Genomic DNA, 12,986 nt, shown 5'->3' with positions numbered 1-12,986 from the left:
ATTGTTGGTCAAATATACCGTCTTCTTTGCCGCTTTCCGTGGGATTTTTCGTGACCAAGACCGCAAAAAAAACACTTGATTAACCTATCATTAACAATTAATGGGTATTGCAGAGACGTACGAAAGGAGGGCGCTTTTGGCGGGGCGGCCATAAGGCTGCGTCTGATAGACGCAGCCTGGCGGAGTCAGACTTTGCTTTGACCTTTTTTCATGGCGTCTTTCAACTGGTTTATCAATTGACCACGGAAATCACCCAGTTTTGGCTTATCGCCTTCTAGCCAGGGTAACGGGCGGCAAAGTTCCATGGCCTTGATGCCCAACCGCGCCGTCAACAAACCGGCCCCTATCCCCTGCGCGGCACGCGCAGACAACCGCGCCGCAATATCCTGCGACATCCAGTCCATGCCCACTTCCCGCACCAGTTCAGATGCGCCAGCAAAGGCGATATTCAGCAACACCAGGCGGAACAGACGGATGCGGCTGAAATAGCCCAGTTCGATGCCATACAGGGCCGCAATGCGGTTAATCAGGCGGATATTGCGCCAGGCGATAAAGGCCATGTCCACCAAGGCCAGCGGGCTGACGGCAATCATCAGCGTCGACTCTGCCGCCGAGCGGCTAATTTCGCGCCGCGCCTGGTTATCCAGCACCGGTTGCACCAGCTTGGCATACAGCGCAACCACTTCGCGGTCGTTCTGGGTTTCATGTAATGAAGCCTGCCAGCGTTGCAATGCCGGGTGCCCTTGATCCAACCCGGCCTGACGCGCCAGCTTTTCACAAAACTCGCGCCCTCTCCCCAAGCCGTGGCTATGCAGCAGTTCCCGAGCTTCGTCACGCTCCTCTGCACGTTGGCGTAGGCGGTATAGCCTACGCCATTCCCCCACCACCGAACCGATACCGGCGAAGACGATCAGCCCACCGGCGATCCCGCCACCCAGCGCGATCCAATCCTGCTGCACCCAGGAGGTATGCACCCACTGGACACCTTGAGCCACCACGCTGACGCCAAACAGCATCAACCCGGCGTTAACCATTTTGCGCCACAGGCTGCGCTTGGGTTTCAACGCGGCGTTAACAATGCCTTCCGCGCGCCCTTCCTCTTCTTCCTGCTCCATCTCTAGCGCTGCCGGATAGAATTTCTCGGCCTGCTGTTCGTCAAACTCCAAGCCTGCGCGCAACACCGGTTCCTGTGGTGGCTGCAACGGTTCGGCAAAATCGATACGCGGTTTTAACGGCTCGCTCATCGCAATTTATCTCCCAATAAAAACTCCATCACCGCGTCCAGACGGATATGCGGTAACGGACTGTCAACGCTCATCATGCGTGGGCGGAACTGGTCAAAATGGAAACCTTGTTGCTGCCAGAACGCCGGGCCAGGCAGGCGCGCAGGTACTTCGCCAGGGAAGACCGTCAGTGGTGCGCCATCGTCCAGGCGGTGGCCTTTCAATGCCGGAATAGGCTGCCCATGATGATCGACAATGCCGCTTTCGGTCGCCTGTACCGAAGCCAGGCCGACACAGTCCATACTGATGCCTTCAAACGCGGCGTTCTGCCAGGCCTCCTGCACCAGTTGCTGTAACAGCGAAACCAGATTGGCGTGCTGGTCGGCGGTGATATGGTCCGCCTTGGTTGCCGCGAACATCAGCTTGTCGATGGTCGGCGAAAACAGGCGGCGGAACAGCGTGCGCTTGCCGTAGTGGAAGCTTTGCATCAACTGGGTCAGCGCCAAACGCATATCATTAAACGCCTGCGGCCCGCTGTTGAGCGGTTGCAGGCAATCCACCAACACAATTTGGCGATCGAAACGCACAAAGTGCTCTTTATAAAACGCCTTGACGATCGACTGGCAGTAATAGTTAAAACGGGCGCGCAACATGCCCGCATTGGTATGTTTGTCCGCCTGTGCCAGGCGCGATTCCCCTGCCGCATCGACGTTTGGCCACGGGAAGAACTGCAACGCAGGCGCACCGGCCATATCGCCAGGCAGCACAAAGCGCCCTGGCTGAATAAAGTGCAGCCCTTCGGCCTTACAGCGCAGCAGGTAGTCGGTATAAGCCTGGGCGATCGCCGCCAGCTTGTTTTCATCCGCCGGGGCCAACGGATCGAGATCTTTGCACAATGCCAGCCAAGGCTCAGCCCAGCGCGCGCGGTCGCCCTGCAACAACCCAGCCATCTGACGTGACCAGGCCAGGTAGTCCTGTTCCAGCATCGGCAAATCCAGCAGCCATTCGCCCGGATAGTCGACGATTTCCAGATACAGCGTGGAGGTTTCTTTAAAATGGCGCAGCAGTGAATCATTGGAACGGTAGCGCAGCGCCAGGCGGATTTCGCTGACGCCACGGGTTGGCGTTGGCCAACTTGGCGGATTGCCATACAGCTGCGCCAGGCCTTCATCGTAGGTGAAACGTTGGATACCGAGGTCGCGTTGAGGAATGCGTTTCACACCCAACAGCCTTTCTTCCCGCACAGGGGAAAACAGCGGCATACGCGCGCCGCTGTGAACATGGAGTAATTGATTGACCAATCCGGTGATAAACGCCGTCTTACCGCTGCGGCTCAAGCCGGTTACTGCCAGACGCAGATGGCGATCCATTCCGCGATTGACCAGCGAAGTTAACTCATTTTGCAGTCGTTTCATTGTTCTCCTTGGTATAGCGCCCGAACGCCTTGTTCAGCCCTTTGCGAAACAGCGGTTCCAGCAACAGGGCCAACACGTAACGCAGCGGTTTGCGGCTGACGGTTTTCAGCAACCACGCGGTTGCCCCCGCCGGGCCATAACTCATTAGCGCTATGATGATGATTTTCGACAAGGTCTTCAACAATGCACCTACTCCCCATTTTGGTGAAGCGGTTTTTGGGGCATTAATCGCATAGGTTTTGCTCATGGTCGCTGCCCTCTGGCATATGTTGGGGTAAAAGTCGGTGCAATGCCTGACCTGCGGCGTACGCAGGCCCGTGCATCGTTAAGAGAGGTTACAGGTGGCGAAAGCGGCTCTGCACGCCAAAGGTGTCAGACGTGACGTAGCGTTCGACCTTGCGCAACTGCTGCTCTCCACTGCTCAATTCATATTCCAGTTTATCGAGCAACTGGCGCGGTGTGGCCTGATGTTCATCCTGATAACGGCTGGCTGGAGCCTCCTCAAGCACGAAGACCAAGGCGATATAGGCGACCACCGTAATGAAAAACAGCCCGAAGAACAGCGACAACACGGCAATCACCCGGATCAAACGCACGGGCACGTCAAAATAGTGGGCAAGACCAGCGCAAACGCCCTTCAGCATGCCTTCTTCAGGCACACGGTACAGTTTTTTACTGCCTAAGGTGTTGCCCTTGTATGAACCGCTGTCGTCGTTGTAGTAAGAACGATCGCGACGATCGCCATACTTTCCTCTGTCCTGGTCTCTACGCATTACGACTGCCTCCAATTCGGGTGTTCCGCATCAAGAATGTCTTCCAACGCCTGAATACGATCGCGCATGCGTGTGGCCTGCTCCCCCAGCTGCGTCAGACGTTGCATCTCCTGATGACTCAGTTGAACGCCGCTCTGTTGCCGGTTGCTGTAATGCAACCAAAGCCAAATCGGTGCGACAAACAACACAAAGATTGTCAACGGGATGGCAAGTAATAGAGCACTCATCTCAATTCCTTCTTATTGGCCGTAGTGTGGCGGCCACGCTGGGTGGCCGCTTAAGCATTATTCCGGGCGGTTCATCTTGGCTTTCATTGCCGCCAGTTGCTCACTGATGGCATCGTCTGCCTGCAGTTCGGCAAACTCCTGATGCAGGCTTTTCTTTTTGCCAATGCTGACGCTTTCCGCTTCGGCTTCCATATGGTCGATACGGCGCTCAAACTGTTCAAAACGCGCCATCGCCTCATCCAGTTTACCGCTGTCCAGCTGGCGACGCACATCCCGTGAAGAAGAAGCCGCCTGATGGCGCAGCGTTAATGCCTGCTGGCGTGCACGGGTTTCGGTCAGCTTGTTTTCCAGCTCGCCAATTTCACTCTTCATGCGGGCCAGCGTCTCTTCTACGGTAGCCACTTCCTGGCTCAGCGTAGCAAGCAGATCGGCCACTTTCTGTTTTTCGATCAACGCCGCACGGGCCAGATCTTCTTTATCTTTACGCAGCGCCAGTTCGGCTTTGTCCTGCCAGTCATTGATCTGGTTTTCACCCTGTTCAATGCGGCGCAGCAGCTGCTTTTTCTCTGCCAGGGCACGCGCTGAAGTGGAGCGCACTTCAACCAGCGTGTCTTCCATTTCCTGGATCATCAAACGCACCAGCTTTTGCGGGTCTTCTGCTTTATCGAGCAGAGTATTGATGTTGGCGTTCACGATGTCGGCAAAACGAGAAAAGATACCCATAATTTACTTCCTCTTGGTTCTGAAGGCGTCTGAAGCGCCGAGTTAAGTTATACAACTTGCCCAAAGAGTTAATCAAGAAGCGTGCCAACTTTTATTTCATTGAAATACAAAGACTATTTATTTTTGACACTCGCCACGCTTGCTGTAGAGTGAGTGTTTTCACCAAACATTGGCGAATTTCATCATGAGCGAACCGTTAGAGAACCTGTTGGGCGAGGCCAACGCCTTTGTGGAAGTGCTGGAGCAAGTTTCACAGTTGGCCAAGCTCAACAAACCGGTGCTGGTGATCGGTGAGCGCGGCACGGGTAAGGAGCTGATCGCCCACCGGTTGCACTATCTTTCCAATCGTTGGCAAGGGCCGTTTATCTCCCTCAACTGTGCGGCGCTGAATGAAAACCTGCTGGACTCGGAGCTGTTTGGCCATGAGGCTGGCGCGTTTACCGGCGCACAAAAACGCCACCTTGGCCGCTTTGAACGTGCCGATGGCGGCACCCTGTTTCTGGATGAATTGGCAACTGCACCAATGCTGGTGCAAGAAAAGCTGCTGCGGGTGATTGAATACGGCCATCTGGAACGTGTTGGAGGCAGCCAACCGCTGCGGGTGGATGTCCGGCTGGTGTGCGCCACCAATGACGATCTGCCCGCGCTGGCCGCCGCCGGTAAATTCCGTGCCGATCTGCTGGACCGCCTGGCGTTCGACGTGGTGCAACTGCCACCGCTACGCCAGCGCCAGCAAGACATCATGCTATTGGCCGAGCATTTCGCCATTCAGATGTGCCGCGAGCTGTCACTGCCGTTGTTCCCCGGCTTTAGTGAACATGCTCGGGCGGCGCTGCTTGGCTACTCCTGGCCGGGTAACGTACGTGAGCTGAAAAACGTGGTGGAGCGTTCCGTTTACCGCCATGGTTCAGGCCAGGATGAGTTGGATGAGATCATCATTAACCCCTTTGCCAAGCGTTCAGAGCCGCTTGATGATGAGGCAACCGCGCCGACCAGTGATTTACCTGCATTGCCGCTGGATTTTAAAAGCTGGCAGCATCAGCAGGAGAAAACCCTGCTGGAGATGGCCTTGAAACAGGGCCGTTTCAATCAGCGCAAAGCTGCCGATTTGCTGGGGCTGACTTATCATCAGCTACGCGGCATGTTGAAAAAGCATGCACTGCTGCAAGGTAGTGAACCAGAGGGAAGTTAAACCGACTGGGCGATCAATTCGCGTAACCATTGATGGGCGGGATCGCGATGCAAACGCTCATCCCACAGCATAGCCAGTTCATAGCCTGGGATCGCCACTGGCGGCTCGGCAATCTGTACTTCAGGGCTGCCGCGTACCAGGCGTTCGGGCAGCATAGCAACCAGATCCGTCTTGGCGATCACCGATTTCACAAACAGAAAATGCGGGACGGAAAGCACCACCCGCCGCGAAAGCCCAACCTGCTCCAGCGTGTGATCGGTGATGCCACTAAATCCCCCGCCGTTTGGCGAAACCACCACGTGCTCCAGTTGGCTAAATTGCGCCAGCGTCGGGCGAGCCGTCAACGCAGGATGACCGATACGGCCCACCAACACATACCTCTCCTTGAATAACACGCGTTGACGCATCCCTGATGGTGCGCAGTCCTGAGTGTGAAAGGCCAGATCGATCTCCCCCATCTCCGCCTGCCGGGCAATCCTGGTCGGTACCAGTTCCAACACCGCCAACCTGCTGTTGGGGGCGGCCTGACGAAGCCGTGCCAATGTAGGCAACAGTACCGTGGACTCGCCATAATCAGATGCGGCAACCCGCCAGGTGATATTCGCGCTAGCCGCCTCAAAAGGGCTGATAGGTGAAACAGTGTGCTCAAGCACTTCCAATGCCTGCCGCAAAGGTTCACGTAAAGCCTCCGCCCTGGCCGTTGGCCGCATTCCTCTTGGGCCCGGTAACAACAGCGGATCGTCGAAAAACGCTCTCAGCTTGGCCAGATGAGCGCTTACCGAAGGCTGCGACAGCGACAACCGCTCCGCAGCGCGTGTAACGTTCAATTCCATCAGTAGCACATCCAACGTCACCAGGAGATTGAGATCCAGCCTACCGAAATTACTCATACAAATACCTGTAATCATCTAAATCAATTTTAACTATACCTGACGCTAACCTACTCTGTTGCTCTCTTTTTCAGCAATGGAACTCAATGATGAATATTCTACTGGTCTACGCTCACCCAGAAGCCCAATCGCTTAATGGCTCACTAAAAAACTTTGCGGTCAAACATCTGCAGGACGCCGGGCATCAGGTACAGGTCTCCGATCTGTACGCCATGAAATGGAAAGCCTCTTTAGATGGCGACGACCGTACGGATCGGGATAGCGCTAACCGCTTCAGCCCGGTACTGGATTCCAGAATAGCGCTTGAACAAGGGACGCAGAGCGCAGATATTGCATTGGAACAGGCGAAGTTACTCTGGGCGGATACCGTGATCCTCCAGTTCCCGCTGTGGTGGTTCTCCATGCCGGCCATCCTCAAGGGGTGGGTAGAACGCGTGTATGCCTATGGCTTTGCTTACGGCGTTGGCGAGCATTCCGATACACATTGGGGGGATCGTTATGGCGAAGGTACTCTGGCAGGGAAACGGGCTATGTTGCTGGTTACCGCTGGCGGTTGGGAGTCTCATTACAGCCCGCGCGGTATCAACGGCCCGATAGAGGATATTCTGTTCCCTATTCACCATGGCATGCTGTATTACCCCGGTTTTGATGTGCTACCACCGTTTGTGGCGTACCGCACCGATCGCTTCGACGAGGCAAAATTCCCCGACCTATGCTCGGCGCTGGGGAAACGGCTGGACGCGCTGGCCAGTACCGAGCCTTTGCCGTTCCGTAAGCAAAATTTTGGCGATTATGTTATTCCACAGTTAACGCTGCGAGAAGACATTGCCCCTGGTCGCTCCGGCTTTGCGGTTCACCTGAAATAGAGGCAAAAAAAAAGCCAGCACCCGAGCTGGCTAAGTAAACACTGGAAGCAATGTGAGCAATGTCGTGCCTTCCACAAAGGGCCACAAGGCGTGGCCTTCCGTGAACTGCCAAATGATGATAATGGTTCTCAGTATCATCTGTAAAGTACTTTGTTGAGAATTTTTCTCATTACCACACTAAGCATGGGTAATTATCCACCAGCAGTGATTTCAGGCGGAGGCCAGCTCGCCAGAAAACAGCGGCAAGCTTAACCAAACCGCCGAAATTTCAGCCATTTTGCTCAAGGAATTGGGCTGTTGGTCAGAGTGCGATACACTAACGTTATTGCTTAATAACCCATGAAGCGTCTATGCGTGGTTTACCTCTTTGGATAATGTCGCTCGGCTGCCTGGCAACGTCTGCCCTGGCCGCGACACCGGCTGTGCCCAGCGCAGCACCACCGCCAGCAGACATCCGCCAGAGCGGCTTTGTCTATTGCGTCAGCGGCATTCTGAACACCTTCAATCCGCAGATGGCCAGCAGCGGTCTGACGGTCGATACCCTGGCCGCCCAGCTTTACGATCGGCTGCTGGATGTCGACCCCTACACTTACCGCCTGATCCCAGAGCTGGCGGAAAGCTGGGAAGTGCTGGACAACGGTGCCACCTACCGCTTCCACCTGCGCCGGGACGTGCCTTTCCAGACCACTGCCTGGTTCCAACCCACCCGCAAAATGAACGCCGACGATGTGGTGTTCAGCTTCCAGCGGGTGTTTGACCAGAAGCATCCGTTCCACAATGTCAACGGCGGTGAATACCCGTACTTCGACAGTTTGCAGTTTGCCGACTCCGTGCAAAGCGTGAAAAAACTGGACCAATACACCGTCGAGTTCCGCTTGCAGGCGCCGGATGCATCCTTCCTGTGGCATCTGGCGACCCATTATGCGCCGGTGCTATCGGCAGAATATGCCGACAACCTGACGCTGGATGGCACCCAGGAAATGATCGATCGTGAACCGGTCGGCACCGGCCCATTCTTGTTGAACGAATACCGTTCCGGGCAATACATCCGTCTGGCACGCAATGACGTTTACTGGAAAGGGAAACCGCGCATGCCGCAGGTGGTGATCGACATGGGGGCCGGGGGCACGGGCCGCCTGTCCAAATTGCTTACCGGCGAGTGCGATGTGCTGGCCTACCCCGCCGCCAGCCAGCTTTCGATCCTGCGCGACGATCCGCGTTTACGCCTGACGCTGCGCCCAGGGATGAATATCGCCTATCTGGCCTTCAACACCCGCAAGCCACCGCTGGATAACCTGAAGGTGCGCCAGGCCATTGCGTTAGCCATTAACAACCAGCGCCTGATGCAATCGATCTATTACGGTACCGCAGAGACCGCCGCTTCGATCCTGCCGCGCGCCTCCTGGGCCTATGATAATGATGCTCACGTTACCGAATACGATCCGGCCAAGGCGCGAGAAATGCTGCGCGAAGCTGGCGTGGGGCCGCTGAACCTGAAGCTGTGGGTGCCTACCGCATCACAATCCTATAACCCCAGCCCGTTGAAAACGGCGGAGCTGCTACAGGCGGATTTGGCTCAGGTCGGCATTAATGTCACCATCGTGCCGGTAGAGGGCCGCTTCCAGGAAGCCCGGCTGATGGAGATGAACCACGATCTGACGCTCACCGGCTGGTCAACCGACAGTAACGATCCGGACAGCTTCTTCCGCCCGCTGCTCAGCTGTGCGGCAATCCGTTCGCAAACCAACTATGCTCACTGGTGCGATCCCGCTTTTGATGAACAGTTGCAGGACGCCTTGTTGTCACAGCAGTTATCACAGCGTATCGAGCATTATCAGCAGGCGCAGAAGATCCTCGAACAGCAGTTGCCGGTATTGCCGCTGGCCTCCTCCTTGCGTTTGCAGGCCTACCGTTATGATATTAAAGGACTGGTGTTGAGCCCGTTCGGCAACTCATCATTTGCCGGGGTGTACCGTGAACCGGCGGAGGCCGCGAAAAAGTGATTATCTTTACCTTACGCCGCATTCTGTTGCTGCTGATCACGCTGTTCTTCCTGACGCTGGTCAGCTTCAGCCTGAGCTACTTTACCCCACGCGCGCCGCTAAACGGTGCCGCCTTGCTGGACGCCTACCAGTTCTATTTCGTCAGCCTGCTGCACTGGGACTTTGGCGTTTCCAGCATCAATGGCCAGGCGATCAGCGAACAGCTGCGCGAAGTGTTCCCTGCCACCATGGAACTGTGCATTTTAGCCTTTACGCTGGCCCTGTTTATCGGCATTCCGCTGGGCATTATTGCCGGTGTAATGCGCGGCAAGTGGCAGGATACCGCCATCAGTACCTTCGCCCTGCTGGGCTTTTCCATCCCGGTGTTCTGGCTGGCGCTGCTGTTGATGCTCTATTTTTCACTGCATCTTGGCTGGCTGCCGGTGTCGGGCCGTTTCGATCTGCTGTATCAGGTCAAGCAAGTCACCGGTTTGGCGCTGGTTGACGCCTGGCTGTCTGACTCACCTTATCGCAACGAGATGATTGCCAGTGCGCTGCGCCATATGGTGCTGCCGATTGCCGCTCTGGCAGTGGCCCCAATCACCGAGGTGATCCGCTTGATGCGCATCAGCACCGACGATGTTCTCAGCCAGAACTACATCAAGGCTGCCGCAACCCGTGGCCTGTCGCGCTTTACCATTATCCGCCGTCACGTGCTGCACAACGCGTTACCGCCGATCATCCCGAAGCTCGGTCTACAATTTTCTACCATGCTCACGCTGGCCATGATCACCGAGGTGGTGTTCAGTTGGCCAGGGCTGGGCCGCTGGCTGATCAATGCCATCCGCCAACAGGACTACGCGGCCATCTCCGCAGGCGTGATGGTGATCGGCACGCTGGTGATCACCATTAACGTGCTGGCCGACATTCTGGGCGCGGCGACCAACCCGCTGAAACATAAGGAATGGTATGCCCTTCGATAACGTATACCGCGAAAAGAAAATGCCTAGCCCGCTGCTCTATACCTGGCGGATTTTCTATGGCGACACTTTGGCGATGATTGGTTTTTATGGGGTGATCGGCCTGCTGCTGCTTTCCCTGTTCGGCAGCCTGCTGGCACCTTACGCCCTCGATCAGCAATTCTTGGGATATCAGTTGCTACCGCCCTCCTGGTCACGCTACGGCAACGTGTCGTTCTTCCTGGGCACCGACGATCTGGGCCGCGATATCCTCAGCCGCTTGCTGACCGGCACCGCCGCCACCTATGGTTCGGCACTGATTGTGACCATCGCCGCCGCCCTTTGTGGCGTGATCCTGGGCGTGTTTGCCGGGGTCACCCATGGTCTGTTGTCTGCGATGCTCAACCATATTCTCGATACCCTGCTCTCCATCCCTTCACTGCTGCTGGCGATTATCGTGGTGGCATTCCTCGGGCCGAAGCTGGAACACGCCATGCTGGCCGTTTGGCTGGCGCTGTTGCCACGGATGGTGCGTACCATCTACAGCGCAGTGCACGATGAGCTGGAAAAAGAGTACGTGGTCGCAGCCCGTCTGGATGGCGCTTCGACGATGCAGATCCTGTGGTACGCCGTGGTGCCGAACATTGCCGCCGTACTGATCACTGAATTCACCCGCGCGTTGTCGATGGCCATTCTCGACATCGCGGCGTTGGGCTTCCTCGATCTGGGGGCGCAGTTGCCTTCCCCGGAATGGGGAGCCATGTTAGGCGACTCGTTGGAGTTGGTGTATGTCGCACCTTGGACCGTGATGCTGCCCGGTGCTGCTATTCTGATCAGCGTGCTGCTGGTTAACCTGTTGGGCGACGGAATACGCCGCGCGATCAATGCGGGAGTGGAATAATGCCGTTACTCGATATCCGCAATTTGACGATTGAATTTATGACCGCCGAAGGGCCGGTGAAGGCCGTCGATCGCGTCAGCATGACGCTGGCCGAAGGTGAAGTGCGCGGCCTGGTAGGCGAATCCGGCTCAGGAAAAAGCCTGATCGCCAAAGCCATATGCGGCGTGACCAAAGATAACTGGCGCGTCACCGCCGACCGCTTCCGCTTTGACGACATCGACCTGTTGCAGCTCAGCCCGCGTGAACGGCGCAAACTGGTGGGGCATAACGTTTCGATGATCTTCCAGGAGCCACAATCCTGTCTTGATCCTTCCGAAAGCATTGGCCGCCAGTTGGCTCAGGCCATTCCCGGCTGGACTTACAAGGGCCGTTGGTGGCAGCGCTTTAACTGGCGCAAACGGCGGGCGATTGAGCTATTGCACCGCGTCGGTATCAAGGATCACCTCGATATCATGGGCAGCTTCCCTTACGAGCTCACCGAAGGGGAATGCCAGAAAGTGATGATCGCCATAGCGTTGGCCAATCAGCCAAGATTGCTGATTGCCGATGAGCCAACCAACGCCATGGAACCCACCACGCAGGCGCAGATCTTCCGCCTGCTGGCACGCCTGAACCAAAACAACAACACGACCATCCTACTGATCAGCCACGATTTGCAGATGATGAGCAAATGGGCTGACAGGGTTAACGTGCTGTACTGCGGCCAGACGGTGGAGAGCGCGCAATGTGAAGATCTGCTTGCCGCCCCTCATCATCCTTATACCCAGGCGCTGATCCGCGCCATGCCGGACTTTGGCCGCTCACTGCCACATAAGAGCCGCCTGAATACGCTGCCGGGAGCGATCCCCTCATTGGAGCATCTGCCGATCGGCTGCCGCCTGGGGCCACGCTGCCCGTATGCGCAAAAGCAATGCATTGAAACCCCGCGCCTGCGCCCGGTGAAAAATCACCTGTTCGCCTGCCACTTCCCGCTGAACATGGAGGAGCAATAACATGGAAACGCTATTGGAAGTGCGCAACCTGACCAAAACCTACCGCTATCGCACCGGGCTGTTCCGCCGCCAGCATGTCGAGGCGGTCAAGTCTGTCAGCTTTACCCTGCGTGAGGGCCAGACGCTGGCGATCATCGGTGAGAACGGCTCGGGTAAGTCAACTCTGGCGAAGATGCTTTCCGGCATGGTGGAACCCTCTTCGGGTGAAGTGCTGATCGACGACCATGCGTTAGCCTATGGCGATTATCGCTACCGCAGCCAGCGTATCCGCATGATTTTCCAGGATCCGAGCACCTCACTCAACCCACGTCAGCGCATCGGTCAGTTGCTTGATGCACCGCTACGTTTGAATACCGAGTTGGAAGCCGCAGAGCGCGAGGTACGGATCAATCAGACCCTGCGCCAGGTGGGGATGCTGCCGGACCACGCTTATTATTATCCGCACATGCTGGCCTCCGGGCAGAAACAGCGCGTGGCGCTGGCACGGGCGTTGATCCTGCAGCCAAAGGTGATTGTTGCCGATGAAGCGCTGGCTTCGCTGGATATGTCGATGCGTTCGCAGATCATCAACCTGATGCTGGAGCTCCAGGAAAAACACGGGATTGCCTATATTTATGTGACGCAGCATCTGGGCATGATGAAGCATATCAGCGACCAGGTGATGGTGATGCATGAAGGGGAAATTGTGGAACGTGGCAGTACCGCCGAAGTGCTGGCCGCACCGCTGCACGATCTCACCAAGCGGCTGATCGCCAGCCACTTTGGCGAAGCGCTCACCGCCGATGCCTGGCGACGTGACGGCGGCAGGTTTTAGTTAACTATCTTTGCTGGCTAGATTACGCC

The 12,986-nt window shown here is 56.5% G+C and carries 14 protein-coding genes; 7 read left to right on the top strand and 7 right to left on the bottom strand.

Going from position 1 to position 12,986, the window contains the following annotated elements; all coding sequences use genetic code 11:
- Nucleotides 1–185: 185 nt before the first annotated feature.
- The 6 genes from IMQ33_RS11635 to pspA form a co-directional block, all read right to left on the bottom strand.
- Nucleotides 186–1,244, bottom strand: a complete 1,059-nt coding sequence (locus IMQ33_RS11635) for a YcjF family protein (RefSeq protein WP_196062412.1) — start codon at nt 1,242–1,244, stop codon at nt 186–188.
- A complete protein-coding gene (locus IMQ33_RS11630) occupies nt 1,241–2,638 on the bottom strand; it encodes a YcjX family protein (protein WP_021806545.1) in 1,398 nt (465 codons plus the stop codon). The genes IMQ33_RS11635 and IMQ33_RS11630 overlap by 4 nt, the downstream gene beginning before the upstream one ends.
- Nucleotides 2,619–2,885, bottom strand: a complete 267-nt coding sequence (gene pspD / locus IMQ33_RS11625) for a phage shock protein PspD (RefSeq protein ID WP_196062413.1) — start codon at nt 2,883–2,885, stop codon at nt 2,619–2,621. The genes IMQ33_RS11630 and pspD overlap by 20 nt, the downstream gene beginning before the upstream one ends.
- An 88-nt stretch (nt 2,886–2,973) precedes the next feature.
- The gene (pspC, locus tag IMQ33_RS11620; protein ID WP_074423379.1) at nt 2,974–3,411 is read right to left on the bottom strand and encodes an envelope stress response membrane protein PspC; all 438 of its coding nucleotides are present in this window, start codon (nt 3,409–3,411) and stop codon (nt 2,974–2,976) included.
- Nucleotides 3,411–3,638 (bottom strand): envelope stress response membrane protein PspB, encoded by a 228-nt coding sequence (pspB, locus tag IMQ33_RS11615; protein ID WP_065685727.1) that lies wholly within the window; start codon nt 3,636–3,638, stop codon nt 3,411–3,413. The genes pspC and pspB overlap by 1 nt, the downstream gene beginning before the upstream one ends.
- A 57-nt stretch (nt 3,639–3,695) precedes the next feature.
- A complete protein-coding gene (gene pspA, locus IMQ33_RS11610) occupies nt 3,696–4,361 on the bottom strand; it encodes a phage shock protein PspA (RefSeq protein WP_021182065.1) in 666 nt (221 codons plus the stop codon).
- Between the two features lie 184 nt (nt 4,362–4,545).
- Here pspA and pspF point away from each other — a divergent pair, with 184 nt between their 5' ends.
- Entirely contained in the window at nt 4,546–5,553 is a 1,008-nt protein-coding gene (gene pspF / locus IMQ33_RS11605) for a phage shock protein operon transcriptional activator (RefSeq protein ID WP_161711929.1), read from the top strand.
- Here the strand turns inward: pspF and IMQ33_RS11600 are convergent.
- Nucleotides 5,550–6,443 (bottom strand): LysR family transcriptional regulator, encoded by an 894-nt coding sequence (locus IMQ33_RS11600; RefSeq protein WP_196062414.1) that lies wholly within the window; start codon nt 6,441–6,443, stop codon nt 5,550–5,552. The genes pspF and IMQ33_RS11600 overlap by 4 nt on opposite strands.
- An 89-nt stretch (nt 6,444–6,532) precedes the next feature.
- Between IMQ33_RS11600 and IMQ33_RS11595 the strand changes: the two genes are divergently transcribed.
- The 6 genes from IMQ33_RS11595 (at nt 6,533) to sapF (ending at nt 12,957) form a co-directional block, all read left to right on the top strand.
- Complete coding sequence (locus IMQ33_RS11595) at nt 6,533–7,309, top strand: NAD(P)H-dependent oxidoreductase (protein ID WP_196062460.1); 777 nt, start codon at nt 6,533–6,535, stop codon at nt 7,307–7,309.
- A gap of 350 nt (nt 7,310–7,659) precedes the next feature.
- Nucleotides 7,660–9,312 carry an ABC transporter substrate-binding protein SapA gene (gene sapA, locus IMQ33_RS11590; RefSeq protein ID WP_065685723.1) on the top strand — a complete coding sequence of 551 codons (1,653 nt, stop codon included), beginning with the start codon at nt 7,660–7,662 and terminating at the stop codon, nt 9,310–9,312.
- Complete coding sequence (gene sapB, locus IMQ33_RS11585) at nt 9,309–10,274, top strand: putrescine export ABC transporter permease SapB (protein WP_021806550.1); 966 nt, start codon at nt 9,309–9,311, stop codon at nt 10,272–10,274. Before sapA ends, sapB begins: the two co-directional genes overlap by 4 nt.
- The gene (gene sapC / locus IMQ33_RS11580; RefSeq protein WP_024486758.1) at nt 10,261–11,151 is read left to right on the top strand and encodes a putrescine export ABC transporter permease SapC; all 891 of its coding nucleotides are present in this window, start codon (nt 10,261–10,263) and stop codon (nt 11,149–11,151) included. The genes sapB and sapC overlap by 14 nt, the downstream gene beginning before the upstream one ends.
- Nucleotides 11,151–12,143 carry a putrescine export ABC transporter ATP-binding protein SapD gene (sapD, locus tag IMQ33_RS11575; protein WP_196062415.1) on the top strand — a complete coding sequence of 331 codons (993 nt, stop codon included), beginning with the start codon at nt 11,151–11,153 and terminating at the stop codon, nt 12,141–12,143. The genes sapC and sapD overlap by 1 nt, the downstream gene beginning before the upstream one ends.
- 1 nt (nt 12,144) lies before the next feature.
- Nucleotides 12,145–12,957 (top strand): putrescine export ABC transporter ATP-binding protein SapF, encoded by an 813-nt coding sequence (gene sapF / locus IMQ33_RS11570; protein WP_024529292.1) that lies wholly within the window; start codon nt 12,145–12,147, stop codon nt 12,955–12,957.
- Nucleotides 12,958–12,986 lie beyond the last annotated feature (29 nt).

Origin of the sequence: Serratia sp. Res13-Sevr-LER1-36-b, from assembly GCF_015673035.1 — a bacterium.
Classification (GTDB): Bacteria; Pseudomonadota; Gammaproteobacteria; order Enterobacterales; family Enterobacteriaceae; genus Chania; species Chania fonticola_C.
The sequence above is the reverse complement of the archived record's forward strand: the minus strand, read 5'-3'. Positions and strand labels throughout refer to the sequence as shown.

Coding starts and splice junctions, on each gene's coding strand:
- pspC (WP_074423379.1), bottom strand. CDS start 3,411: ATGCGTAGAGACCAGGACAGAGGAAAGTATGGCGATCGTCGCGATCGT.
- sapF (WP_024529292.1), top strand. CDS start 12,145: ATGGAAACGCTATTGGAAGTGCGCAACCTGACCAAAACCTACCGCTAT.
- IMQ33_RS11595 (WP_196062460.1), top strand. CDS start 6,533: ATGAATATTCTACTGGTCTACGCTCACCCAGAAGCCCAATCGCTTAAT.
- IMQ33_RS11600 (WP_196062414.1), bottom strand. CDS start 6,443: ATGAGTAATTTCGGTAGGCTGGATCTCAATCTCCTGGTGACGTTGGAT.
- sapA (WP_065685723.1), top strand. CDS start 7,660: ATGCGTGGTTTACCTCTTTGGATAATGTCGCTCGGCTGCCTGGCAACG.
- pspF (WP_161711929.1), top strand. CDS start 4,546: ATGAGCGAACCGTTAGAGAACCTGTTGGGCGAGGCCAACGCCTTTGTG.
- IMQ33_RS11635 (WP_196062412.1), bottom strand. CDS start 1,244: ATGAGCGAGCCGTTAAAACCGCGTATCGATTTTGCCGAACCGTTGCAG.
- sapD (WP_196062415.1), top strand. CDS start 11,151: ATGCCGTTACTCGATATCCGCAATTTGACGATTGAATTTATGACCGCC.
- sapC (WP_024486758.1), top strand. CDS start 10,261: ATGCCCTTCGATAACGTATACCGCGAAAAGAAAATGCCTAGCCCGCTG.
- pspD (WP_196062413.1), bottom strand. CDS start 2,885: ATGAGCAAAACCTATGCGATTAATGCCCCAAAAACCGCTTCACCAAAA.
- pspA (WP_021182065.1), bottom strand. CDS start 4,361: ATGGGTATCTTTTCTCGTTTTGCCGACATCGTGAACGCCAACATCAAT.
- pspB (WP_065685727.1), bottom strand. CDS start 3,638: ATGAGTGCTCTATTACTTGCCATCCCGTTGACAATCTTTGTGTTGTTT.
- IMQ33_RS11630 (WP_021806545.1), bottom strand. CDS start 2,638: ATGAAACGACTGCAAAATGAGTTAACTTCGCTGGTCAATCGCGGAATG.